The sequence below is a fragment of the Affinirhizobium straminoryzae genome (genome assembly GCF_007004135.1).
GTDB lineage: Bacteria > Pseudomonadota > Alphaproteobacteria > Rhizobiales > Rhizobiaceae > Neorhizobium > Neorhizobium straminoryzae.
Map to the genome: position 1 here is coordinate 1 of NZ_VJMG01000019.1, position 23,046 is coordinate 23,046.

Annotated in this window: 20 protein-coding genes; 10 read left to right on the top strand and 10 right to left on the bottom strand. The window is 58.0% G+C overall.

The genetic code is table 11. The features are described from left to right. From FNA46_RS08465 to FNA46_RS08480, 4 genes are all read right to left on the bottom strand, one after another. Positions 1 to 605: TerC family protein (locus FNA46_RS08465; protein ID WP_425468689.1), on the bottom strand; the 605-nt coding region annotated here is incomplete at its 3' end. Positions 606 to 973: 368 nt separating this feature from the next. Next, entirely contained in the window at positions 974 to 4,087 is a 3,114-nt protein-coding gene (locus tag FNA46_RS08470) for an efflux RND transporter permease subunit (protein WP_143124765.1), read from the bottom strand. Next, positions 4,087 to 5,166, bottom strand: coding sequence for an efflux RND transporter periplasmic adaptor subunit (locus FNA46_RS08475; protein WP_143124766.1), 1,080 nt, complete (start codon positions 5,164 to 5,166; stop codon positions 4,087 to 4,089). Before FNA46_RS08475 ends, FNA46_RS08470 begins: the two co-directional genes overlap by 1 nt. Then, entirely contained in the window at positions 5,163 to 5,780 is a 618-nt protein-coding gene (locus FNA46_RS08480; RefSeq protein ID WP_143124767.1) for a TetR/AcrR family transcriptional regulator, read from the bottom strand. The genes FNA46_RS08475 and FNA46_RS08480 overlap by 4 nt, the downstream gene beginning before the upstream one ends. A gap of 356 nt (positions 5,781 to 6,136) precedes the next feature. Between FNA46_RS08480 and FNA46_RS08485 the strand changes: the two genes are divergently transcribed. Together FNA46_RS08485 and FNA46_RS08490 are read left to right on the top strand one after the other, a co-directional pair. After that, positions 6,137 to 7,150 (top strand): IS30 family transposase, encoded by a 1,014-nt coding sequence (locus FNA46_RS08485; protein WP_143124768.1) that lies wholly within the window; start codon positions 6,137 to 6,139, stop codon positions 7,148 to 7,150. 277 nt (positions 7,151 to 7,427) lie between these two features. Then, the gene (locus FNA46_RS08490; RefSeq protein WP_143124769.1) at positions 7,428 to 8,450 is read left to right on the top strand and encodes a tetratricopeptide repeat protein; all 1,023 of its coding nucleotides are present in this window, start codon (positions 7,428 to 7,430) and stop codon (positions 8,448 to 8,450) included. 536 nt (positions 8,451 to 8,986) lie between these two features. On the opposite strand, the gene FNA46_RS08495 is transcribed toward FNA46_RS08490, so the two are convergent. Together FNA46_RS08495 and FNA46_RS25975 are read right to left on the bottom strand one after the other, a co-directional pair. Further along, positions 8,987 to 9,505, bottom strand: a complete 519-nt coding sequence (locus tag FNA46_RS08495) for a hypothetical protein (RefSeq protein WP_143124770.1) — start codon at positions 9,503 to 9,505, stop codon at positions 8,987 to 8,989. A gap of 219 nt (positions 9,506 to 9,724) precedes the next feature. Then, on the bottom strand, positions 9,725 to 9,886 hold the full coding sequence (locus tag FNA46_RS25975; RefSeq protein WP_185969777.1) for a hypothetical protein: 162 nt from the start codon (positions 9,884 to 9,886) through the stop codon (positions 9,725 to 9,727). Between the two features lie 216 nt (positions 9,887 to 10,102). Here FNA46_RS25975 and FNA46_RS08500 point away from each other — a divergent pair, with 216 nt between their 5' ends. After that, the gene (locus FNA46_RS08500; RefSeq protein WP_143124771.1) at positions 10,103 to 10,450 is read left to right on the top strand and encodes a hypothetical protein; all 348 of its coding nucleotides are present in this window, start codon (positions 10,103 to 10,105) and stop codon (positions 10,448 to 10,450) included. A gap of 395 nt (positions 10,451 to 10,845) precedes the next feature. On the opposite strand, the gene FNA46_RS08505 is transcribed toward FNA46_RS08500, so the two are convergent. Then, complete coding sequence (locus FNA46_RS08505) at positions 10,846 to 11,334, bottom strand: helix-turn-helix domain-containing protein (protein ID WP_185969774.1); 489 nt, start codon at positions 11,332 to 11,334, stop codon at positions 10,846 to 10,848. Positions 11,335 to 12,058: 724 nt separating this feature from the next. Here FNA46_RS08505 and FNA46_RS08515 point away from each other — a divergent pair. The 5 genes from FNA46_RS08515 to FNA46_RS08535 are packed head-to-tail and all read left to right on the top strand — an operon-like array spanning position 12,059 to position 14,583. Next, positions 12,059 to 12,514, top strand: coding sequence for a DUF3846 domain-containing protein (locus FNA46_RS08515; RefSeq protein ID WP_143124774.1), 456 nt, complete (start codon positions 12,059 to 12,061; stop codon positions 12,512 to 12,514). Then, a complete protein-coding gene (locus FNA46_RS08520; RefSeq protein ID WP_246102955.1) occupies positions 12,511 to 13,509 on the top strand; it encodes a hypothetical protein in 999 nt (332 codons plus the stop codon). Before FNA46_RS08515 ends, FNA46_RS08520 begins: the two co-directional genes overlap by 4 nt. A gap of 28 nt (positions 13,510 to 13,537) precedes the next feature. After that, complete coding sequence (locus tag FNA46_RS08525; protein ID WP_143124775.1) at positions 13,538 to 13,984, top strand: hypothetical protein; 447 nt, start codon at positions 13,538 to 13,540, stop codon at positions 13,982 to 13,984. 10 nt (positions 13,985 to 13,994) lie between these two features. Beyond that, on the top strand, positions 13,995 to 14,231 hold the full coding sequence (locus tag FNA46_RS08530; RefSeq protein ID WP_143124776.1) for a hypothetical protein: 237 nt from the start codon (positions 13,995 to 13,997) through the stop codon (positions 14,229 to 14,231). A 46-nt stretch (positions 14,232 to 14,277) separates the two neighbouring features. After that, the gene (locus FNA46_RS08535) at positions 14,278 to 14,583 is read left to right on the top strand and encodes a hypothetical protein (protein ID WP_143124777.1); all 306 of its coding nucleotides are present in this window, start codon (positions 14,278 to 14,280) and stop codon (positions 14,581 to 14,583) included. A 183-nt stretch (positions 14,584 to 14,766) separates the two neighbouring features. Here FNA46_RS08535 and FNA46_RS08540 read toward each other — a convergent pair whose 3' ends face one another. After that, complete coding sequence (locus FNA46_RS08540; protein ID WP_185969775.1) at positions 14,767 to 15,123, bottom strand: hypothetical protein; 357 nt, start codon at positions 15,121 to 15,123, stop codon at positions 14,767 to 14,769. A gap of 108 nt (positions 15,124 to 15,231) precedes the next feature. Between FNA46_RS08540 and FNA46_RS08545 the strand changes: the two genes are divergently transcribed. After that, positions 15,232 to 16,848 carry an RcgA family putative transporter gene (locus FNA46_RS08545; protein ID WP_143124798.1) on the top strand — a complete coding sequence of 539 codons (1,617 nt, stop codon included), beginning with the start codon at positions 15,232 to 15,234 and terminating at the stop codon, positions 16,846 to 16,848. Then, positions 16,838 to 17,860 carry an alpha/beta fold hydrolase gene (locus tag FNA46_RS08550; RefSeq protein ID WP_143124779.1) on the top strand — a complete coding sequence of 341 codons (1,023 nt, stop codon included), beginning with the start codon at positions 16,838 to 16,840 and terminating at the stop codon, positions 17,858 to 17,860. The genes FNA46_RS08545 and FNA46_RS08550 overlap by 11 nt, the downstream gene beginning before the upstream one ends. Positions 17,861 to 19,205: 1,345 nt before the next feature. On the opposite strand, the gene FNA46_RS08560 is transcribed toward FNA46_RS08550, so the two are convergent. Both FNA46_RS08560 and FNA46_RS08565 read right to left on the bottom strand, forming a co-directional pair. After that, positions 19,206 to 20,957 carry a bifunctional diguanylate cyclase/phosphodiesterase gene (locus tag FNA46_RS08560; RefSeq protein WP_185969776.1) on the bottom strand — a complete coding sequence of 584 codons (1,752 nt, stop codon included), beginning with the start codon at positions 20,955 to 20,957 and terminating at the stop codon, positions 19,206 to 19,208. Between the two features lie 75 nt (positions 20,958 to 21,032). Continuing rightward, positions 21,033 to 22,943: a HAMP domain-containing methyl-accepting chemotaxis protein gene (locus FNA46_RS08565; protein WP_143124781.1), complete on the bottom strand. Its 1,911-nt coding sequence runs from the start codon at positions 22,941 to 22,943 to the stop codon at positions 21,033 to 21,035. Between the last annotated feature and the right edge of the window lie 103 nt (positions 22,944 to 23,046).

The window sequence follows — 23,046 nt, forward strand, 5'->3', positions numbered from 1 at the left end:
CCGAGGACATTCCAGGGGAGCAGGTCAGGAGTCGCGTAGCGCTTCAGTTTCCCGGTTGACGGATCCAGTTTCCTGATCACGAACCGGTTGCCGTGAAGCTCATTCGTGACATTCATGTGGCGCTTCAGAAAACGGATCAGACCGTTTTCTTCGATTTTGTGTTCCTTGTCGGCCATGAACAACATTTTGATGCCGGTCAGGATCAGGAACACTGCAAAGATGTAGAGCACCCAATTGTACTGCTCCACGATCGTTGCACCCAGGCCGATCATGATGCCGCGAAGAATGATGACGCCAAGGATGCCCCAGAACAGGACGCGGTGCTGGTACTCGCGCGGAATGGAAAAGAAGGCGAAAATCATGGCGATGAGGAAGATGTTATCCATCGCCAACGTCTTTTCCACCACGAAGGCGGTCAGGTACTGTGCAGTCGCTTCAGTATCCATCTGCCAGTAGATGAAGCCGGCAAACAGAAAACCGAGAGACAGGTACATGACTGAAAGCTTCAGGCTCTCGGCAACACCGATCTCGTGGTCATCCTTATGCAGAACACCGAGATCGAATGCGAGCAGAGCCACAACCAGGCCCATGAAGACGAGCCACATCCAGAGCGGCTTTCCAAGGAAGAGGAAAAACAGAATTTCCAATTACGCGACTCCAGCTGTGTCCAATATATACGACCCCTATCTAGTTGTATCACTGAATACACCTAGCAATGGTTATGCATATGACTGCAACTTATTTAACGCCTTCGCCACACGCCGCAATTATTAAGCTGAATCGAATAAACATATCGCGTAATATTTTAGTTGATACAAGGGGCTGAATTCCGATTGGCGTTCGACTGTATGAAAATTCAGACAAACACTTGACTCGATTGGCTGATTGTTCGCTTTCCTCGCATTGGGGACAAAAGAGCCGCTGAAACGCCATCGTCTGTTTGTCGGGGAGGGAGCCTGCCTTGGCTATCTCTTTATCGATCATGCGCAAGGGCCCCTTTCATCGGAGCATCACCCGACCCAGCCGCCTTTGCCTGTTCGACAGAAAGCAGCCAGAGCAGCAGGCAGGGCAGGAGTGTCAGCGTCAGCACGGTGGCTGCTGCCAGTCCGCCGATGATGGCATAGGCCATCGGGCCCCAGAAGATCTGGACTGCAATCGGGATCATGCCGAGGATGGCGGCCAGTGCCGTCAGCAGGATCGGCCGCGACCTATGGACAGCGGCATGCACAATTGCCTCACGGATCGGCTCACCTTTGGCAACATTCTGATCCACTTCCTGAATGAGGATGACGGCGTTGCGGATGATCATGCCAGAGAGCGCGATCACGCCGAGCTGCGCGACAAAGCCCATTGGCGTGCCGGTCGGCAGCATGGCGGCCACCACGCCGATTAGGCCGAAGGGTGCCATGGCGATCGCAAGTCCCATGCGCGAGAAGCTCTGCAGCTGGACCATCAGCAGCGCGACGATGACGATCAGCATGATCGGAAGTACTGCGAAGACCGAGGCATTGCCCTTGGCCGCTTCTTCGGTGATGCCTCCCGACTGGATCGCATAGCCGATCGGCAGGGTTTCCCTGAGCGCGTCGAGCGAGGCATTGACCTCGGCCGCAACGGTTGCCGGCTGCAGGCCCTTGGCGACGTCGGCCTGGACGACAATCATCGGACGGCCCTGACGGTGCCAGATGACCGGTTCTTCCAGGCCGTATTCGATCGTCGCGACCTGACGCAGCGGCACCGAACGGCCATTGCTGCCACGCAGGTTGATGTTGCCGATCGTCGCGATCGACGTGCGATCGGTCTCGATACCCTTGACCACGACATTGACCAGCCGGTCGCCGTCCCGGACGCTGGTGATGGTCGAGCCGGCGAAGATGGCAGAGATTTCGCTCGCCACCGACTCCGAGCTCATGCCCAGCGCCCGCGCCTCGATCTGGTTGACGACGACGGTCACGCGCCGCTGCGGTTCGCCAGCCGTCAGGTTGACGTCGCGGGTATTGGCATTTTCGCCGACAATGTTGGCCACCTTCAGCGCCAGTTCGCGCACCGTCTTGTAGTCTTCGCCGGTGACACGGTATTTCAGCGGCCAGCCGACCGGGGGACCCAGTTCGAGCGGCGAGACACGGGTGGTGACGTCGGTGAAGTCTTTCCGCATTGCCTCCTCGAGGCGGGCGCGCACGGCGTCGCGTTCGTCAATGCCCTTGGTGACGACGACGGTCTCGCTGACATTGTCGTTTTCCAGCAGCAGATCCATCGGCAGGTAGAAGCGGACCGAACCCGAGCCGACATAGGTGGTGAAGTTGGCGACGTCGCCGTCCGCCTTCAGCAGGTCCTCGAGCTTGCGGGCCCGCTCCTCGGTCGCCTCGCGGGAGGCGTTCTGTGGCAGGGTCAGGCTGACGAGCAGTTCGGGGCGGTCGGAGGCCGGGAAGAACTGTTCCTCAAGCTTGGTCGCGCCAAAGCCGGAAAGGACGAGCAGCGCGACCGCCGTTCCCAAGGTCAGCCAGCGATGGCTGAGTGACCAGTTCAACACCCGCTTGTAGGCGGCCATCACGCGTCCGTCCTGTTCGGTATGGCGCGGCATGGTCGTGGGCAGGATCCAGGTGCCGAGCAGCGGCGAGAAGAGCACCGCGACGATCCAGGACGCGAGAAGCGAGATCAAGACAACCATGAACAGCGAGAAGGTGTATTCACCTGCGCTCGACGCTGCGAAACCGACCGGGATGAAGCCAGCGATCATGACCAGCGTGCCCGTCAGCATCGGGAAGGCAGTGGTCTCGTAGGCATGGCTTGCCGCGACCGCCCGGTCCACGCCATTCTCGAGGCTGGAAACCATGCTTTCCACAGTGATCATGGCATCGTCGACGAGAAGGCCAAGCGCGATGATCAGGGCGCCCAGCGAAATACGCTGCAGACCGATGCCGGCGAGGTCCATGCCGAAGAAGGTCATGGCCAGTACGAGCGGGATCGAGGCGGTGATGACGAGGCCGGCCCGGGTTCCGAGCGAGACGAAGGAGACGGCGAGCACGATGACAATCGCCTCGATTAGCACCTTGACGAAGCCGCCGACGGCCTCCTTGACGACAGTGGTCTGGTCGGCCACCTGGATCATCTCGATGCCATGCGGCAGTTCGGCGGCGATCTCGGCCATGCGGGTCTTGAGGGTATCGCCGAAGGCAAGCAGGTTGCCGCCTTCGGACATGGAAATGGCGAGACCGATGGCCGGCTCACCGTTGACCCGGAAGGCCGGCGCCGGCGGATCGACGAGGCGGCGGTCGATGCTGGCGACGTCTTCGAGCCGAATGAAGCGGTCGCCGACGCGGAAGGTCAGATCGTGCAGGCTCTTTTCGGAGGCAAAGGCACCACTGACGCGCAGCGAGATTTTTTCGCTTTCGGTGCGCACCGAACCCGTGGGCGTGATCGAGTTCTGTGCCCGGATCGCTTCCATGGCAGCGGCAGGATCGACGCCAAGGCTCGCGAGTTTGGCCGAGGAGAATTCGATGACGATCTCTTCTTCCTGGACGCCGAGCACATTCACCTTGCCGATATCCTTGATCGACAAGAGCTCCGCCCGCACGGTTTCGACGCGGTCACGCAGTTCGCGCTTGGAGAAGCCCTCCGCCTGGAAGGCGTAGATGCTGCCGAAGGTGTCGCCGAATTCGTCGTCGAAGAAGGGACCCTGCACGCCCTGGGGCAGGGTGGGTGCGAGATCGGAGATCTTCTTGCGGACCTGGTACCAGACGTCGGAGACCTCGGCGGGCGGGGCATCGTCCCGCAGGTTGACGAAAATCACCGACTGTCCCGCACGGGAATAGCTTTGGGTATGGTCGAGATAGGGTGTTTCCGAGAGCTTCTTTTCCAGCTTCTCGGTCAAAAGATTGACCGTATCTGAGGTGCTGGCACCCGGCCAGAGTGCCGAGACCACCATGGTCTTGATGGTAAACGGCGGGTCCTCGTTGCGGGACAGGCGCTGATAGCTCCAGACGCCGGCAATCATGGTCATGATCATCAGGAAGATGACCAGTGACTGGTGCTGCAGGGCCCAGGTCGACAAATTGAACTTTTTGCCATGCGGCTGCGATGTCTTGCCCATCACTGACCCTCCCGTGCCTCGAGCTTGACCACTTCGCCGTCACGCAGCTTGCTGACACCGGCTGTGGCGACGATGTCGCCCGTGTTGAGGCCGGAGGCGACATAGATGTTCTGGTCGTCGTATCGGTCGATTTGAACAGTCCGATAAGAGAGCTTGCTCGATGTCTTGTCGAAAACGAAGACGGCCGTGGCGCCGTTTTTGTTGGTGAGTGCCGAGGCGGGGAGCTCAACCAGCTCCTTCGGCGACAGTACGATGGTGCCGAGCACGGCGGCGCCGAACGGCATGCGCTGGCCCTTGTCGTCGAGCGACACCTTCACCCGGAAGGTCCGTGTGACGGGATCGGCGGAGGGCGTCACCTCGCGGATGGTGCCAGTTGCCGTGGCGGCCGGGTTGGAAATCAGACTGACCTTTACCTCGGTCGTCCCTGCGCCGTCGTTGAGGAGTCGCTCGGGTACATCGAAAACGGCGTCGCGATCCTGATTGGAAATGATGGTAACCACCTGCTGCCCGGCTTGCACGATCTGGCCGACATTGGCGCCGACGGCCGAGACTATGCCGTCGCGCGGCGCCTTGATCTCGGTATAGGTCAGCGTCTCCTCTGCCGTCGATAAAGCCGTCGTAGCGCCTGCGAAACGCGCTTGCGCTGTCTGAAGGTTGGCTTCCGCCTCCTGCAGCTGTGCTCTCGAAATGACGTTCTTGGAGAAGAGTTCACGGTTACGCTCGGCGGTCAGCCGGGCAAACTCCAGCGCCGACTGAGCGGTGGCCAGTTCGGCGCGTGCGGTCAGCACGTTATTCTGCGAGGGCACCTTGTCGATGCTGGCGAGCAATTCTCCGGCCTTGACCTCGACGCCGTTCTCGACGCGGAAGGTCAACTGACCATTGAGACGAAAACTCAGCGGCGTCTCGTAGCGTGGACGGGTCTCGCCGGTCTGGCTGACGGTCTCGCCAATCGAACGGATCTCGGCGACGACCGACTTGATCGGCCGTGGTGCCTTGGCTTCCGGCGCGGCCTCGCTGCACCCGACAAGCAGTCCGAGGGCGCCGAAGAGAGCAACGTATTTCGAGATGCTGGTCTTCATTGTGCGGCTCCTTGCGAGCGCAGCCCACGGATAAGCAGTTCGATCGTCTCGTCGACGAGCTGATCGACATTGCCGAAATCGAAATCATTGAAGGTGGAAGCGAGGGTCACAATGCCATGGACGCTGGCCCAGATAGTCTGCGTCGATCGTTCGCTGTCAGCCGTAACAATAAGGCCCGCGGCAGCAGCCTTGGCGACCTGCTCGACAAGCTGGCGATACGGCAGCATCGTTTCCTCGTCTTCCATCAAAGGCGAGGTCAGGCCCTGGTCATTTTCCAGGAAAAGCATCCGAAAACGATCACGGTCCTCAAGGCCAAAACGGGCATAGGCCGTCATCATCGAACGAATGGCAGACAGCGGATCTTCCGTGGTCCGATGAATTTCGCCGAAGCGATTTCTGAGGTCGGTGATCGCGTCGCGGCAGAAGTCGATGATCAGGTCCTGCTTGCTCGGATAGTAGCGATAGAGCGCAGCTGCCGTCATGCCGAGGCTATCTGCCAGCCCGCGCATCGACAATCGGGCGAGACCTTCCCGGCCCACGATCTTTGCTGCCGCCGCCAGGATTGTCCTGCGAAAGCTGCGGATTTCCTCTTCCGTCAACGCGGGTCTGGGCATGAGTCTTTCCTTGATTCATAAATCTTACGCGTTAAATAAACGCGTTAAATAAACAAGTCAAGCGAGAGGACGATCTCTTTCTATGCGGATTGAGGGGCGCTCATTGTTTCACGATGATCATGCGGGTCGGCGAGCGCCCCAAAGCAACGTTATGTCAGGTAGTCGACGCCAACCTGACAACCGTGTTTCAAGAAATCGCAGGCAGAGAAGAAACGAGGCGTGCTGATTGGTTCAGCGGATTGAGTATGGCTCTTTTGTTCCATAATTTGGATTACGCGGCTGGCGCATGTACCGGGGGCAGATTCCATTTTCAAATGCAACGAAGACAATAATGGCCATGGTTTCAGGAGGATGGAATGGCCCGCTCTTTTGTGCAGTTGAGTTTGGATGAACGTCGTATCATCGCACGGATGCATGAGAAGAAGATCAGTCAGGCTGAGATCGCGCGCGCCCTTCGCCGCCACCGCTCAACGATCTGCCGAGAGCTGCGACGGAATTTCTGGCATGATCGTGACGTTCCGATTGCGGAAGGATACTGGCACATCACAGCGCATGAGATGGCGTGCGACCGGCGTCGCAAATATCGTAAGCTGTTGCACAACCCCAGTCTGTGCGCCGCCGTTGTCGATCGGCTCAAAGACGGTTGGTCACCGGAACAGATTTCTGGCCGGCTGCGGCTTGCCAGTGGCGCAACCACCCGTCTGAGCCATGAGACAATCTACCAGTATGTTTATTCTCAGGAAGGCCAGGATCAGCAACTGGCGCGTCACCTGCCTGAACGACGTCGTAGGCGGCGACCGCGATATGCACGCAAACCCAAAAGCCTTGTCTTTCCAATGGAATGCGCCATTCGCAACAGGGCTGAAGTCATCAACTCCCGTAGTGAATTCGGTCACTGGGAAGCGGATTTGATGATCTTCAGAAAGGAGCATGGCGCTGCAAACATCGCCACCGTCGTGGAGCGCAAGAGCCGGTATACCCTGCTGTTTCGCAACAATGACCGGCGCTCGAAGCCGATCATGAACCAGTTGATCCAGCATCTGGCACCCCTGCCCGTCCAAGCCAGGCAAAGTCTGACATTCGATCGGGGACTGGAGTTCGTCTCATGGCGCGCGTTAGAGCACGGTATGGGAACGACCGCCTGGTTCTGCGACCCCCAAGCTCCATGGCAGAAAGGCACGGTCGAGAACACAAACAAGCGTGTTCGACGATACCTGCCGCCGGAAACGATTGTGCTGGATGTCAGCAATCAGGAGATCCGCTCCCTATGTGACAGGCTGAATGACACGCCGCGCAAGTGCTTGGGGTTTCAGACGCCCAAGGAGATGTTCAGCCGACATCTGTTGTCTCTCGAACGGCAATGCCTATAGGTTTAAGGGCCGTGTTGCATTCAATCTGGAACCAGCATTGATTTTGCTTAACACTCTCGCGCGCGCGGCCGGAAGTCCGGCATTGCTTTCAACGTTCGCAGATGAAGAAATGCCGTGGACAGGCTCGGGTCGGAGTGCGCGGCGATGCCGGGCTTGATCGAAAGCGGCTCATCGCCGAACAATATCGGCTGTTCAGGGATCATTCTGATCAATATCACTGGCAAATGTACATTTGTGGCGCTGCGCGCAACAGGTCATCGGGAGGGGCTTAGATCGAATGGCTGCTGTGGTTTTGGAACTCGATGAGGACGGCGCGCGGTTTCGGCATGGTGCCGAGGAGCGAGAGGCTGACGGTCAGCTCGACACTCTTCTCGATCAGCGCGCTAGCGGAAGCCTGTCGGAGAAGAAGTTCCATCTGGCATTGGCTGACCTGGTCGAGCACTATCCGAATTATATTGATGGTCATGCGCATCTCGGCTTCGTGATGCTTGAGCAAGGCAAAGCCAAACAGGCTCTCGACGCCTGCGAACGAGGGCTAGGAATTGGCCTAGCGGCTATCCCGCGGACTTACCGGGGCCTCATCGAATGGTCCTGGTTGGAAAACCGGCCTTTCTTGCGCGCAGCTCATGGTGTCGCTCTGTGCTACCAGAAACTTGGTCGACGGGATCAGGCAATCGAAATATTGGAGCATATGCTGCGCTGGAATCCCAGCGATAACCAGGGCATCCGCTACCTGATCGGCTCGGAGTGTTTGCGCTCGGGCAACGAGAAGAAGGCCCAGAAGATCTTCAAGCAAGAGGCGGACAGCTACCCTCCTTATCGCTACGAGGCTGCCTTGGTTGAAATCATGTCTGGCAAAATGGTCGAGGCCGCAACGATCCTGCGCCGGGCCTTTATCGAGAATCCATACATTGCCGAGATCTTGACCGGCACGCGGAGCCCCTTGCCAATGGCCATCTGGCACGGATCGAACCTGTCGGAGCCCGAAACCGCAGAGGCCTATGCCGAACACTACGACGCTCTGTGGCGCTCGACTCCGGAAGCGGTTGCGTTTCTGCGCTGGCTCCATACCCATCCGAAGGTGATGCGTGAGCGCGCGGACATTTTTGCAATCAAGGAAGCGCTGCTCTGGGAACAAGGGTCCGAAAAGCGCAGTGCATTGGGCGCCCAGGAGGAAGTGTTGATGGCCGCAATCGACGACAAGCTCTCGAAAGCGATCGTTATCGGAAGGCGTGATCGCCGGGGCCAATTCGTCAAACCCTGGCTCTATCCTCAACTGCAGCCGTGTTACGGGGTGTGAGACTGACGGCCGGCGCTAGACCTCGCTGCTTTGGTTCCACTAAATGTTTGGCCTCGCCATCGAACCCAAACCGTCGGAGCTTCTACTACTCCCTCACCCGGCGGGACTCGATCCGCCACCGCAGCGCGCTCCATCGGCATGGGAGCGGCCGGCTCGAAGCGCTCTAGAACCTTATCGATCGCCGGAAGAAGGGTCCGTGCGCCTGGGAGCGTCCATGTCTACTCCCCGGTGTCGCTCCCATCTTTTCGGGCTACATTGCTCCTAACGAAGCCTGCAGGCGGTCACTTGATGCATTCAGGGTGCGATAATGATTTATGCTGGAATTGAGCGAGCTTCGGACGCCCACCCTCACAGGCCACCCTCCCCCCGTCTTGAAATACACCCCGGGGGGTGATATATATATAAGCAGCTACGGACAGCGGGGCTTCTACTTCGGTAGTCGCCGTCAGCATGTGCGCCCTCGAGGCCGGTACACCACGGTAAGGCACACCCGCATCCCTTTCAAAAGGCTGCCGCTTCGTGGGAGCCTTTTTCATTCAGGGAATTCGCTTCGCTTCATACAAGCATTTGCGCAGAAGAGTGTGGATGTTGAAACGCCGCTTGATACGGCTGAACGCCACCTCGCGCGAATGGCAGCCGGTGATGACTAGATTGACGTCGGCAGTGATACCAGACGCCGGATAGAGGTAGAAAAACACAAACTGATGTGTTCCGTCTTCGAGCCGGTGGATGCGGCCTGGTGCGACATCGATCACTGCAAAGTTCATAGCCCGATTACGATCCGCCGACTCCCAAGAAAAGTAGTTCTGCTCGATCATACGATGGGCAAGCTCAGGCAACCCCAGCGAGAATGCATATCTGTCTTCGTTGAACAGGCGCGGCTTGCCATTTTCATCGAACATGTCGTGCTGCCCGTGGTCGCAGCCGGTCGATATGGTATGCAAACCGAACGAGATTGCGACACGCAGATCGGCGCCGTCTTTCCCTTTGCCCAGGACGGTAACAATCACCTCGCGCAGATCACGTTTGATACCGGCAATCTCAATTTCGTTCATGGCTACCTACCACTTCACGCTGTGGCGTAGGCAGATATGTCCTTTTTGACAACCGGCATACCTGGCCTTCACGTTTCCTGTGTCTGCGCTGCTCTCAGCGAGACCTAAGGGTGCTCTACAAGCACCGTCGAGCTGCAGCTTCGCATACTCCGACGTCTTGCCCGATCCGTTACGACCGCCGAGAATAATGCAGCTGGGCTAGGGCAAAGAGTTCAGACCTCAGGCGGCAGATACGCGCTTGCTCTGCGCGTGTTTCGCCTGATCCTCGGCTTGATTTTTAAGGTCACGAGCGGAGAGCGGCAGGCCCAAACGACGGCTCTCGGCAATCGCTTCGCGGCCGATCTGCTTCAGGCCTTCCTTGTTCTCGTCAAACTTCTTCAAGAGCATTTGCGGTCTCCTAGAGAAAGGATATAGCGCAGAGCAACCTCATCCGCAAATCAGGGATTTGCGATTTAGCGAGACTCTCCCAAAAAGGACAAATCAGGCGCCAGATGAAGGCGCCAAGCGACGCGATCAAGTTGCGGATATGCTCTTTTCGCGTGTGGAAAGAGGATGGTACCCTTTTGAATCCGTTGCACCGAAAAGGATGATCACGCCATGACAGACGAAGTAGTCGACCTTTCAAAATCGCTGGTTTGGACTGTCGGAATGATCACGCAAGCCGGTCCTGATGAACGTGAGAGAGTAGCCAATGCTTATCGCGAAGCGCGGGACCTGGTTGCGCAGATCCCCAAAACCGACGAAGGCGCACGGCCCCGTATTGTCGCTTGCTTTCAGCGCTCGGATGAATACCGCGCTGTCGAAGATATAGCCTGCGTTGGCTGGATCCTGACGGCGATCGAGGAACGCGTCAATGAAGGCGACCTTCCCGATTGGCGAAAGCTTCGTAAGGTCGTGAAGAATGCGGTGAAGCTCCTATCGGACCCTGCCCCGACGCTTCACTGACTGCAGTCAGGGCCGGCACACATCTGATAGTTAGACATCGCTTTTGGCCTGATGATGCGGAACTGTTTTGGCGGGGGAAGTCGATCCCGGCTTCCGCTTCGCGGCGCTATGCTAAGCCTCCTGCGGCTTCCCTTTATCCGTCAAAACCGTGTCGAGAATTCCCGCTTTCCCGCCCCTTAAGGAGGGTCGGCGCTATGCTGAAAGCTCCGATGTTCTTCATTGTCCTTCTCGGATCTCGGACTGGCGCCGATCGATCCGAGCGGATGTCTTCGCCAGTAGGGCGCGAGAAAGGACGCCGCATGAGCGCCGGCTGTTCGCCAAAGGCGGCCGGCGCGCGGCGGAAACCAAAGCCAACCCGCTGAGTGCTATGGCGCGGCTTTCGCCGCGACATTCGGTTACTGCCTTCCGTTTGTCCGGGGCTCCATGGCCCTCACCAGGTCATGCACCATCTTCAAGGTCGTATCGTCGAGCTTTTTCAGGTGGTCGACCGTTTCCTCCATCAGCTGGTCTCTCAGGGCTTCGCGTGACTCGGCTTTGGAGTGAGAGGGCTGTTCGTTGACGAGAGGATCGAAAAACTCTTCCGGGGTGATATTCAGGACCTCGAAAACGTGGAGCAGGCGTCCGACTGTCATCAAGGAGGAGGCGTTTTCGTAGCGGGCGTAGGTAGCCTCCTTCACCCCTAGCAGCATAGCGACTTTGGCTTGCGCAAGTTGTCGATCGGTTCGCAGGTCACGTAGCCTTTGCGCGACAAGCAGATCCAGTTGCCTGAGGTCGATGATCTTTCCGTCGAGCCGTTTGCGATAAACCGGATGATCTTTGTCTGGGTCTACAACGCGTTCAAGTCCGAGATAGCTTACCCACTGCTCGAGTCCGAAACCTGCCATTGCCGCCAACCACACTGGAATTTCATCGTTGTTCCTCCGGGACATTTAAAGATGGTGCCTCGAAAGTCTACCCTGGATAGCTGCTTTGGCGCATCGCTTGGCGACCCCGCTCTATGCCTTCGGCACGGAGCCAGCAGGCGCTGTCTCCGCCCATTGGGGTAACGATCGGTTGCGCTGCGGCTTCGCCTTCAATCACATGCATCTTGGGCAAATATCGGTTCGGAACATTTACAGCTTTCCGCAATCGACCCATATTGCCCGCTTATCAGGTCAGGTCGTGGCAGATCTCTAGCCCTTTTCTGTCATGTGCCTACGGAGGCCGCCCTGCCTCGTATCGGGGCGGCCTTTCCCCTCCCCTACTGCTCTTCACAGGAATCAGCATCAGCGGTTTGCCGGCCTAGGCCAGGATAAAGCAGTGACGCCGGAGGCGTCCTGTCTGTTTCTTTGATGAGGGAAAGAGGAGCACTGCCCCCTCTCCCTCACAAGGGGAAAAAACGGTCTCCCCGTCCTTCCTTCGCGCAGCCTTGGGGCAGCGCTTTGTGCAGGAGCGCCGCTGACACGACGCCCTTTCGGCTTTGCCTCGGGCGGGCGAACCCCCTCCGTTTTTATCCCCTTGCCACCCTCTCCCCCGCTGCTCCGCGCGAACTCGGGAACAGGAGCGGGGCTCCTGCCCACGAGGGGCACGAGAAGACCGCTTCGCGGAATTGGGGAAAGGGTGAGAACTATGACCACAACCGCAACCGTTTACCTGCTGGACCCGGAAGCTGGAACCATTCAAGCTGCACAGGTCGCAGCACCTAGCGCATTCTCTCAGACCTACGGGCTGATTGGATGCCAGCTTGTCGAGGTGGTGCCATTCGACACGAACCACGTTCTTATCGTCGATGAGGAGGGTTTGCGGGACGGCTTGACCGCCTTCACCGTCTTTGACGGCTACCCGCAGCCATTGGCTGGAAAGATCGTTCTTGCCAGCCTGGACGGCGCACATGTCCTACCGCCGCAGATCAGCATTGAGGAAGCAGCGGCCCGCCTGAACGTCTGCAAGCCGGTTCTTGATCCGGTCTTTGCCAAGGCAGACGAGCATTCCCCCAATGGGGTCATTCTGGGCGGCGCCTTGATCGGGTTCCAGACCCGTATCACCCGCACTCACCCAACCGTCATGGCGGGGGTAGTCCGATGATCATCGCTGTTGTCGAGGACCGCACCCTGTCCATTCTCGCCGGAACCTTTGCCGCGACCATCGCGGCGAAGGACATCGAACATAGCTTCCATGCCCTTACTCATTTTCCGGAGCGGCGCACCCTTTCCGAACTGGAAGGGCTGGCAGAGCGCCTGAACGGCTTTGCCACCTACATGGTGGAGCTGTGGGAGCAAGCAAAACTGCCCCTGCCGGATGCTGAACTAGAGGCCTTTGCTCGCCGTCATGTCGAGATCACCGCCAAGTATTGGGCAGCGGAAGGCCGTTGCATGAACTGGTTCATCACCGGACCTGCGCGTTTTCCCGTCGCCCGCAATGAAAAGCGGATGCGAGTTTCAGACGCCCGCCGTGCTGACATCTCAGCCCATATCGCGACTGCGAAAAAAGCAGTGAAGCGCAAGGCGTTTCCCCACGGGACCGGTGACGAGCCGATCCGAGCCAGTGACCCGGCAGCCATGCAGCGCATCGCCTCGCGGATTGAAGATCTGGCACTGTCCATCAACCGGATGAAACGGGCGAATGTCATCATTCGCCGGATGGAGAAGGATCAGGCGAGCGAAGCCGACATTCTGGCCCGTGTGGTGGCCGAAACCGGCATGGACGAGGAGAGGGCATCGCGTGGCGTTACCCTTGCCCCGTGGCAGAACCGACGCGGCTTTTCCACCACCAACACTCGCGCCGAACTGCGCCGCATGCAAACCCGCCTTGCATCGCTTGCTGCGATGAAGAAGCGCGGCGACCGCGCCGAGGACGTCGAGACGGAGGCAGGAGCCGTCACGGTCAAGGAAAATACCGACATGGCCCGCATTCAGTTGCTGTTCCCCGGCAAGCCGGACGAACAGACGCGGCGCACCCTGAAATCTCACGGGTTCCGCTGGTCCCCTTCGCAGGGGGCTTGGCAGCGCAACTTGAACGAGGCCGGACGCTATGCGGCCAAGTGCGTCTTGAAATCGATCAGCGGCAACAGCGCCGCTTGATCAGCCCCGGAAAACAGAGGATCCCCACATGAATAAGCAGATTTTTACAGTCATGGAGTTTTCCGGCCGAGGCGACGCCATGTTCGGCGGCAGTGCCGCCGACTGGAGCCTATATACCCAAGAAGACGGCTCAAACGCTTTCATGAGTACAGCCGACGCGCAGCGCCGCCAGTTGGTGAAAGCCTATTTCCCGACCAAGAAGGAGGCAAGTGAGGCCGGAGAGGCAGCCAGTCAGCGCAAGGGCCTGATTTCGGCCTTGCCTGTTCGGCGCGTTGACGAGATCCCCTATGCGCAATTGCGCTGGATTGTCGGAAACATGCACGTTGGGACCAGCGATGACGACTTGAAAGCCGATATCAAGGGACGCGCGAAGTCGGGCATGGTGGAGAATGCCGACCTTCTGGCGCAGGCGTGCGCCTATGCACTGGCAAGCCACCGAGCCAATCAGGGCTTGGTTGCTCATTTCCGGCTTTAGGAGGCGAAGCATGAAAAGCAACGGCCAGCGCCGAAGCGTTGAGGTCTTCGACACGCCCTCCGGTTTAGGCGGGAGCCACACGGTTGAGGTTGTCGAGGACCTTGGAAACAATAAGGTCACGGTGCGCGTCTGGTATGGGCGCGCCACCGCGGCAGGTTGGGAAGCGTGGAAGGATTGGGACGGCTACCGCTTTGCGACCGACCGCGCCAGCCTGACCAACAAGCGGTCAATGCCGCTGTTCAAATAGGACCTGGGCCGCATTTCGATGCGGCCCGACATCAGGAGGGACACCATTGAGCCGCTACACCGTGACCGTGAAAACCGACGAAGAGACCGACGAGAACGCCGTAATCGGCTATGATGCGCCGTTGTGTACCTTCTTTCTGCAGGCATTTCCCGATGAGGAAACCGACGAATATGCCCTGTGGTTCGGGACGCTTCTTGAGCAGCACCCAAGCCTTGAATCAATCATCGCGAGCGCGCGCCGTTTTGGCTATGAGATCGAAGGGCTGTCACAGAACGCCATCGTCGCCATGACAAAGGAAGCAGAAACGCCGACGCCGCCAAGCCTTGGTGAGCGGTTAGGATTGGTACGCTGACAATTGTTGGATGCTTTGTTGCGGGGTTGGTTCGGAAGAACCGGCCCCGTAGCCATTTTGGCAGTTGCGAACCTGGCCGCATCGAGCGGGCTGCGGTCCGCCCGAAGGGAGCCCATGCCCCTCCCCTCGGCTCCCCTCCCGCCCGGCATGCCGCCGCCGTTGGCGGCGCTTTGATCATCTCGCTCAGGAGGTTGATCGAATCGGGCGATCCGCCAGCAGTGAACTCATTTCCTTGGCGGAAAGCGTGCCTTTGGTTGCGATCAGATAGGCCGCGAGATAGGTCAGCTTCAGGTTAGCCTCTCCGTCGCCCTTCGGCTTATAGTTGATGATGGCCTGGCGGCGTGCCGCCGCCCTTTTCCCCCCTTGAACTGCCGATGAATGCTGATCGATCAGCTCACGAAGGGAGGGTTCTTCTCCCGTCGCACTGGCTGCGATCTCCGTTCCCACTTTCCTAGACGTGGGCAATGCCGGAGCCGTTTTGGTGCATTGAGCGGCAATTGCTTCACGGGACGAACGCGAACTGGATGACGACAGTAGCATGGTGGATGCCTCACCGATCTAGTTGCATTGGGGATCGTCTCAGACCATCAAATCGTCCACAACGCACGATAGGATACGAAACAAGACGAAATCTTGGGCTGTAAGTCATTGGAAAAAAACGGTAAGATTTTTGTTCCTCCGCCGGCGGATGGAAGCGATTTCAAGGAACTGTTCAAGAAAATGGCTGCTGCGGGTGCCGGACGCCCCTTGGGTGAAGACGGTTTTCCCCAAGGCCCGTGGACGCCGGAGCTACTGGCGGATGCCATCTCAAAGATCGACGCCAACCGTGTCGGAGTGGATCTTCGCACCGTCCAGCTCTGGTTTCAGGAGAATGACAAAGGCATCAGCCCGGCCAACATTCGCTGGCTGGCACGCATCTTCGGTTGCGACGATCGCGAGGCGACGAATGAGTGGCTGAATGAGCTCAGCTCGGCCCAAGCGCGCCTGACCGCCAGGCGGCGAGATCAAAAGAAGACCGGCGGCTCGACTGCGACTGCCCTGCGTGTGCCTGACACGTCAGCGCCAGAAAAAAACCAGGTTCCTCTAACGCCCGTCGTCTCGGTAGACCTTCAAACCAAGCCAGCGGAGCGGCCAAGGGGTTTGGCAATCAAGACCGAGGCAATTTTCTCGCATGGATCACATCTGAACTTGCCGGCCTGGATCTTCGCCGGTTCGTCCGCCCTCGGCTTCCTCTCTTACATTTTGGGGATCCACAGCATCACCTATGTGCGCTCGGATGGTATCGAGAAGCAGGTTGGCTTCCTCTGGGCACCGAACTGGACCTTCCTGTTCATGGTGCTGTTGCCATTGTTTTTCGCCGTCGTCATCGAGCTTCTGGGTTTCTGGAAGCATGATGGCCGCCTCAGGCTACTGGCGGAGGCTGATCGTGTAAGAAGCAGCGACGCCTGGACGCTACATTTGCAGGCCAACTCACAGGCCTATTGGGCAGTTTTCCTGATCTGCATACTATTCGCGGGCGTGGTGCAATGGATCGGCGTGCAGCTTATCCCTCTGCTTGAGCAAGCGCAGGATTTTGCCCCAAGCTGGGGGACGATCGGTATCATCAGGCCGGATATCCTATCCACGCCGGCGGCAATCGTGTTTACCGCCCTTGCCTATCTCTACATGTCCACAAGCTTCTACCTGCTGTTCGCCGGCCTGATCCTGCTGCATACGATCATCCATGATCTATGGAAGCTTAAACGCGGAACTGAACTCGTTGGCGAGCAGAGAGCCTGGCCGGACACCAGTGAAATCGGTCTGCGGATCATGCGCGGGGTCTTCAGATGTTCCGTGCTCGTCGTCCTTGCCGCCATCTGCATGAAGGCACAAAGTGCCTATCTTGCATCGCAGGGCCCGGATTTCGTGACATGGCTGGTCCGCGATGTCTGGGCTGCGCTGGCAGATTACGACGATGGAGATAGGACCTTCGATTACATCATGCCCACACACTACAGCAGCTTGCTCGTCGTGCTTTCGACCTGCAGCGTCTTTGTGTATGGAGCAATCCGCTTGGGGGATGATAGGCGGCTTCGTTCCCCCCTGTGGAAGATGTCTGCGGTGATCGGTTTGCTTTTCGTCTCATACATGTTGATCGACGCGTTCGATGGTTTCTCTGTTTTGCTAATCGTTACCGCACTCATTGCGACCTATGGTCTATTTGATCCGGCGTTTGAGCCAGCTTGGCGTGCCCGTGAGATAAGAGGCGACAGCCGTGTTTCATAATTGGCTGGATCGTTGGGACGAGGGTCGCGCACAGCGCGGCGAAGAGGCCAAGAAGATCACGGACTTCATTCTGGACGCCGATCGTGCATTTCCCGGCATGGGGGCGGCTGAAACGGTAGAGGAGTTTTGCGTTCTCGCGGAAACGGCCGCCGCTGAGCCGGACTTTTTTGAGCCGCCTGATGCGAGCGATCATAGCTTCGAGCTGCGGAATGGCTGGCTGACATTCCCTTCGGACGTTTCAACCGATGTTGCTGAAAACAACATCGTGTGGGCCAGGATCACCGAGAGCGGAAAACGCGATCAGGCAGTCGTGATCTTCCATCACTGGAACGCGACCAGTCGGAACCGGCAGATCGCCGGGTTCCTTTCCTGGCAGGGGATCACGGTTATTGAGATCGCCATGCCCTACCACTTGGAACGCAAGCGGCCCGGATCGCTCTATGCCGATTACATGCTCAGCGCCAATCTCGGCCGCACGATGCAAGCCGTCAAACAGGCGGTATGGGACGGGCGTAAGCTTATCGGCTGGCTAAAGCGCCAAGGCTATCGGGATGTTTCCGTTCTCGGGATGAGCCTTGGATCTTGGGTTGCAGGATTGGTCGCGGCGTATGAACCCGCCGTCTCGCGGGCGTCTATGTTCCTCACGGCAGGGAGCCTTGCTGAAATGGTATGGACCGGGCGCGCAACCCGCTCGATCCGGACAAGCCTCGAGCCGCATCTTACGCTTGCCCAACTGCAAAGAGCGTGGGCACCGCTCAATCTCGAAAACCAGCCAGACAGGCTGGCGCGGCCAGGCCTCGAACTTCTGGTGATTCTGGCGTCGAGGGATTCGGTTGTTCTGCCGGACCTGTCCGAACGGCTGCTCGGAAGGCTGGAGAACGCCGGAGCCGGAGTGAGCGTGCTGCGGCTGAATTGCGGGCACTACTCTCTTGGGCGGCCACCCTACATCTTGCGAGCCGGATGGAGCTTGAAGCGGTTTCTGTTACGTAAGCGCGGCGCCACTCAGGCTTAGGAGCGATTGAGCGCCGCATCGAGCGGCACCCAACCGCAATGAGGGGAGCCCCCTTCGGCCCCTCCCCTCAAACTTCCCTTCCCCCTCACGACGGAAGCGCCCCGCAAGCTGGGCGGCTCCCTGAGACTTGTTGTCGTTTCCAGCCAGAGCGTCGATGTCAGCTCCCCACCGCTGCAGCATCACGGCGATGGAGATCCGACCTGGCGGCCGGATGGCGATTTGCCGGTTGAAGGCGAAGGCGACGGCCGGGGCTACGAAGGCCGCGTTTTCAGGCCGCTCCTTAGTGGCCGTACGCAATCTAATCCTGCGCACGATACGGCAGGCCCCGCCTTAGCGTGCAACCCTAAAGGGTTCTCCCCTCCGCTTCGCTCTGTTGCGATCGCTACGCGATGCACTCGGCGGTTCCAGCCGTATTCGAGCTTCGCGATTACGCACAACCACTAAGGAGGAACCTCTGATGAAAACGCTCGTAACCTTCTGCTAGAAAACCGGCCGTCGCCTTCGCCAGTTTATCAACCGGCAAATCGCGAAGTTGTCCCATAAGGGCCAACTTCGGTTCTCCATCGCCGTGATGCTTCCGCTCCTCGCCAAGGTCGAGTTCAACGGCAAGGCCGGAAACGACAACAAGCCTCAGTGAGGTACGGCCGCACCCTGCCCCGCAGGGTACGGCCTATCATGGAATAGAACGCCCGGCGCAGACGCATGGAAGTGCAGCGCTCAAGCAGGACGAGTGGCAGGAGTTCCGATATTGCGCTATGAGGCCTTTATGTCCGGTGTCGAGGATCTGCCTCTGGGCAGGCGTAATGGTCCGAAAGCCGGGTCTGCGGTCTGATCCCCAAAAAAGACCCGCCGTAAGTGGCGGGTCAAAAGCCGCTCCTGGGAGTCCCAAGCGGCGGGGGCTGCATCAGTTTCGGTCCAAGCTCGGCTCGCCTCTGCCTCCCAAAGCTTGGCATGGCCAGACACACCATAGCGAGCAGGCTGCTTGATGCAATGCTCAAATACAATGGATCGTCCAAGAGCAAGGTACTGGCAGGGGTGGCGATATTCCGCAGCAGTTGTTGGATGCTCGCGGCTATTAAGGCTAGTACGCTTGCTGAGGAAGAACCAGATGGCCAGCAAGTCCACTGTTGCCGTGATCCCGGGGTAAGGCGCTGCGAGCCTTACCTCGTGCTAGTTGTGTCCGGCGGTGATGTGAGAGGTGTCCTCGACAATCTTTACGTCTGCATCGGGCTCATCAAACACAACCAAACCGAGTTTGAGCAGCTGAATACAGCAAACTACCGACAATCCCCACAAAAAGACGGTTCGCCACTTCATGCTCAGCCCCACCAGAGATGGAATCCCCTCAGAAACCGACGGCCGCTACAGGCTCTGTAGGCCTGCTGGCCTCGGCAATTAGGTCAATAAACGGCACTGGGATTCCCAAATAGTATCCCTGCAACGTATCGCAGCCGAGCAGCCGCAAGATCTCTAGCTGCGTTGCGGTCTCGACGCCTTCGGCAACAACGGTGTGCCCAAGGCCGTGAGCCATCGAAACTATCGCCGACACAATGATCCGGCTATCGTGATTCGTCACAATGTCAGAGATGAGCGAACGATCGATCTTGAGGCTGTCATAGGGGAGCTTGGACAGCTGGGCCAGGTTGGAAAATCCCATCCCGAAGTCATCGATGGACAGTTTGAAACCGGCGCGTTTCAGAGCGAGCAGATGTTTTCTCGCCTTCTCAACATCTAACATCGCGACAGCTTCCGTGACCTCCAGCTCGAAATTACTAGGCGCGACACCGAGCGACTTCACATAGTCGGTGAGCCGATCGGCAAACTCATCATCCGCGAATTGAGTTGGACACACGTTGACTGCAACGCGGCACGAAATTCCCGATGCACGAAGTTTTGGGATATCGGTCGCGACAATCGACATCACCTTGCGTCCAATCCGCTCCAGCCCATCACCCGTCCCTACGACATCAAGGAAGCTTCCGGGATACAACAGGCCCCGCGTTGGATGCGCCCACCTCACCAGCGCTTCATAACCTTCGACACTATTTGAGGCGAGATTGATCTTGGGTTGATAGTGGACAATGATTTCGTCGTTGGCGATCGCATGGAGGAAGTCACGTTCAAGCTCGCAGCGATCAGTCGCCCTATCTCGCATTTGATCATCAAAAAACGCGTAGGTTCCTCGACCGCGGCTCTTCGCCTCGTACATAGCCATGTCGGCGTACTTGAGGGTGTCAGCAGCATCAACGGCTTCGTCGCCAAGCACGGCAATACCAACACTCGCGCCAATCTGAACTTGTCGTTCGCCGATCACAAACGGCTCAGCGAGTGATCGAATGATCTGCTGAGCTATGTCCGTAACGTCTTTGTCCCCTGCGCTACCTGTCACCAGCACAACGAATTCGTCACCGGCAAATCGAAACAGAAGTCGACATCCGGCCGATTCCAAATTGACACTCTCTGGAGTGAGACATCGGTTCATCCCATCCAGAGTGATTTCAAGGCCGTCCACCATCATTCTGGTCGCAGCCATCTGAAGCAAAGTGTCACCGACCTGATGACCATAGAGGTCATTGACTTGTTTGAACCGGTCGAGGTCGATGAACAGCACATGACCCTTGAGATCAGGATTCCGGTCGATGATCTCGCTCAGTACTGCGCGGTTGGGAAGACCGGTAACACCGTCTTCATAGGCCAATGTGTTGATCTTGGACACATTATCATTGAGGCGCGCCACCATCTTGCGAAAGCTCTCGGCCAAGCCGCCGACTTCACAGTTGCAGTCCACAGTGACAACAGCGCTATAGTCGCCTGAGGCAATAGCCTCCGTACTGGCTTTCAGGTTCTGAATTGGCCGAGTGAGCCGACCAGTCATATAATATGTAAACCCCGAAGCGGCAGCGATCGAAGCTACCAGCTTAATGTAGCCCAAAGTCGTCAACGTGTGGGTGAAATCGCTTCCGGCTTCCAGCAAGTAGAACACGAGTGCTGCAACAATCGAGCAAAAAGTCCCAATCATCAGGGTGAACCGTACGCGTAGGCTGTTCAAGCCACGACCAAGAATGCGTCCTGTGATCAGCTCGGTATCAACTTCCATGACTGCAACCTTCATTGCCGGAATGCGGACGCGGACCAGATCGAGCTGGCCCGCGACTATTATGAACGGAGGACTTTAAAAATCCTCCCACGCCTCGGATTTCACTGCAGCATTCCCTCTGACGGCGGTGGCAACACGATTCATTAGTCGGCGTGCAGGTGATGTGTTTGCCGGGGGCATCGAGGAACGTTCCGCTGGCATGGACTTGTTTTGCGAGTTTCCGATTTCGAAAAGTCCGATGAGCTGGAATAAAGCTTCTGCTTCCTTGGCCAACGAATGGCTGGCTGCAGTCGATTCCTCGACCATCGCAGCATTCTGCTGCGTGCCTTGGTCCATTGTATTGACGGCTGTATTGATTTCCTTCAGCCCCGTCGCTTGCTCCTTGGCGCCCTCGACGATTGCGGTAACATTGACGCTGACCGCCTGAACCTGAGACACGATATGCTCAAGCGCCCTGCCCGTTTCTGTGACGAGATGTACGCCGTTCTCCACCTGCTCGCCAGACTTCGAGATCAAAGTCTTGATTTCTTTCGCCGCGGAGGCGGATCGCTGAGCAAGTTCTCGCACCTCTTGGGCGACGACAGCAAAGCCCTTGCCAGCCTCACCAGCGCGCGCCGCCTCGACCCCAGCGTTGAGCGCCAGCAGATTCGTCTGGAAGGCGATCTCGTCGATTACACCGATAATGCTTGAGATTTCGCGCGACGAGGATTCAATCTCCTGCATTGCATGAACAGCACGATTGACGATCTCTCCGGAGCGCTCGGCAGACTGCCGTGTTTCTTGGACCTGCTTTCCAGCTTCTTCGGCGCGGCGACTGGAATCGGAGACCGTTGTGGTGATCTGCTCAAGCGCTGCTGCAGTTTCCTCTACAGATGCCGCTTGCTGTTCCGTTCGCTTTGAAAGGTCGTCGGCCGCCGCGCGGATCTGATTGGAGCCGGCCGCGATGGCTTGCGCATTTTGGCCGACCCGGCGCATCGCATCCTCGAGCTTAGCAACGGCTTCGTTGAAGTCTAAGCGAACCTGATCCAGTCGCTCTGAAAAGACGGCATCTATCCGGTAATTCAGTTTGCCATTTGAGAGCTCGTTGAGGGCGCGGCCGATGCTCTCAACGGCGAACCGCACTTCTGCGGCTTCGCGAGCCTGCTGCTGCTCACGCTCGAGACGCTCCTGCTCGCTGAGTGAACGATTTGCCTCAGCTTCCTGTTCAAGGCGCACACGTTCTTGGGCATTGTCTCGGAATATGGCAACGGTGGAGGCCATCTTGCCGATTTCGTCCCGACGGCCCTGGCCGTAGATTTGGACTTGAAGGTTTCCATTCGCGAGATCGGACATCGCCGCGGTGATGGAGTTCACGGGGCGAATTACGCCTCTCAATACGGTCCAAGTGGAGAATGCGGCAACAGCGGCCCCGAAGACCGTGAGTATCGTCATGCCGGCTGTCAAAAGCGATGCCAGCTCATTGCCTTTAGCGAGGTCCTGCTTTGAGACCTCGATCTGCAGATCGATCAGTTTCGAGATATCGGTGCCGAGGGGATCAATAGTCGGGTAGAGCCTCTGCTCAACGAATTCTGAGAGCGCAGCACTGTCGCGGGAAACCAGAATCTGTCTCAGCAACTGCACTCCTTCGTTTGCCTCTCCCTTGACCTGCACGAAGTGATCGGCAATTTGCTTCTCTTCTGCGGTCAGCACCGTCGATGTGTACTCCTTCCAGTGCGCATCGATGGAGGCCAGCGCCGCGTCTATATTACTCAAGCCATCTTGAGGAGAGAGCGCGCCAGATCTCACCTTGTGAGCGCTATCAACAATATTGACGGCATAGCCATCGCCGATCCGCTTCAGTTGCTCCATTGGCAACACCCTGTCGGCAACGATCGAGTTGGCGATTTCCGCTTCCTTTTTAAGGGCGTAAAAGCTGAAACCCGTGATGGTTATCAATGCTGCGGTGAGCAACGAAATGCATGCAAGAAGCTTGACCCTGATGGTCATAATGATCCCTTCCCAACGAATGTCCCCGTCGACATTTCAAATGCGGCAAGCCGCATTTGAGGTGAGGCCCATCGAAGAAGCGTTTTTAACGACTTCGGACGGA

Excerpts from the sequence above, each read along its gene's own strand:
- FNA46_RS08470 (WP_143124765.1), bottom strand. The coding sequence starts at position 4,087 with ATGGGCAAGACATCGCAGCCGCATGGCAAAAAGTTCAATTTGTCGACC.
- FNA46_RS08475 (WP_143124766.1), bottom strand. The coding sequence starts at position 5,166 with ATGAAGACCAGCATCTCGAAATACGTTGCTCTCTTCGGCGCCCTCGGA.
- FNA46_RS08480 (WP_143124767.1), bottom strand. The coding sequence starts at position 5,780 with ATGCCCAGACCCGCGTTGACGGAAGAGGAAATCCGCAGCTTTCGCAGG.
- FNA46_RS08485 (WP_143124768.1), top strand. The coding sequence starts at position 6,137 with ATGGCCCGCTCTTTTGTGCAGTTGAGTTTGGATGAACGTCGTATCATC.
- FNA46_RS08490 (WP_143124769.1), top strand. The coding sequence starts at position 7,428 with ATGGCTGCTGTGGTTTTGGAACTCGATGAGGACGGCGCGCGGTTTCGG.
- FNA46_RS08495 (WP_143124770.1), bottom strand. The coding sequence starts at position 9,505 with ATGAACGAAATTGAGATTGCCGGTATCAAACGTGATCTGCGCGAGGTG.
- FNA46_RS08500 (WP_143124771.1), top strand. The coding sequence starts at position 10,103 with ATGACAGACGAAGTAGTCGACCTTTCAAAATCGCTGGTTTGGACTGTC.
- FNA46_RS08505 (WP_185969774.1), bottom strand. The coding sequence starts at position 11,334 with ATGGCAGGTTTCGGACTCGAGCAGTGGGTAAGCTATCTCGGACTTGAA.
- FNA46_RS08515 (WP_143124774.1), top strand. The coding sequence starts at position 12,059 with ATGACCACAACCGCAACCGTTTACCTGCTGGACCCGGAAGCTGGAACC.
- FNA46_RS08520 (WP_246102955.1), top strand. The coding sequence starts at position 12,511 with ATGATCATCGCTGTTGTCGAGGACCGCACCCTGTCCATTCTCGCCGGA.
- FNA46_RS08525 (WP_143124775.1), top strand. The coding sequence starts at position 13,538 with ATGAATAAGCAGATTTTTACAGTCATGGAGTTTTCCGGCCGAGGCGAC.
- FNA46_RS08530 (WP_143124776.1), top strand. The coding sequence starts at position 13,995 with ATGAAAAGCAACGGCCAGCGCCGAAGCGTTGAGGTCTTCGACACGCCC.
- FNA46_RS08540 (WP_185969775.1), bottom strand. The coding sequence starts at position 15,123 with ATGCTACTGTCGTCATCCAGTTCGCGTTCGTCCCGTGAAGCAATTGCC.
- FNA46_RS08560 (WP_185969776.1), bottom strand. The coding sequence starts at position 20,957 with ATGGAAGTTGATACCGAGCTGATCACAGGACGCATTCTTGGTCGTGGC.
- FNA46_RS08565 (WP_143124781.1), bottom strand. The coding sequence starts at position 22,943 with ATGACCATCAGGGTCAAGCTTCTTGCATGCATTTCGTTGCTCACCGCA.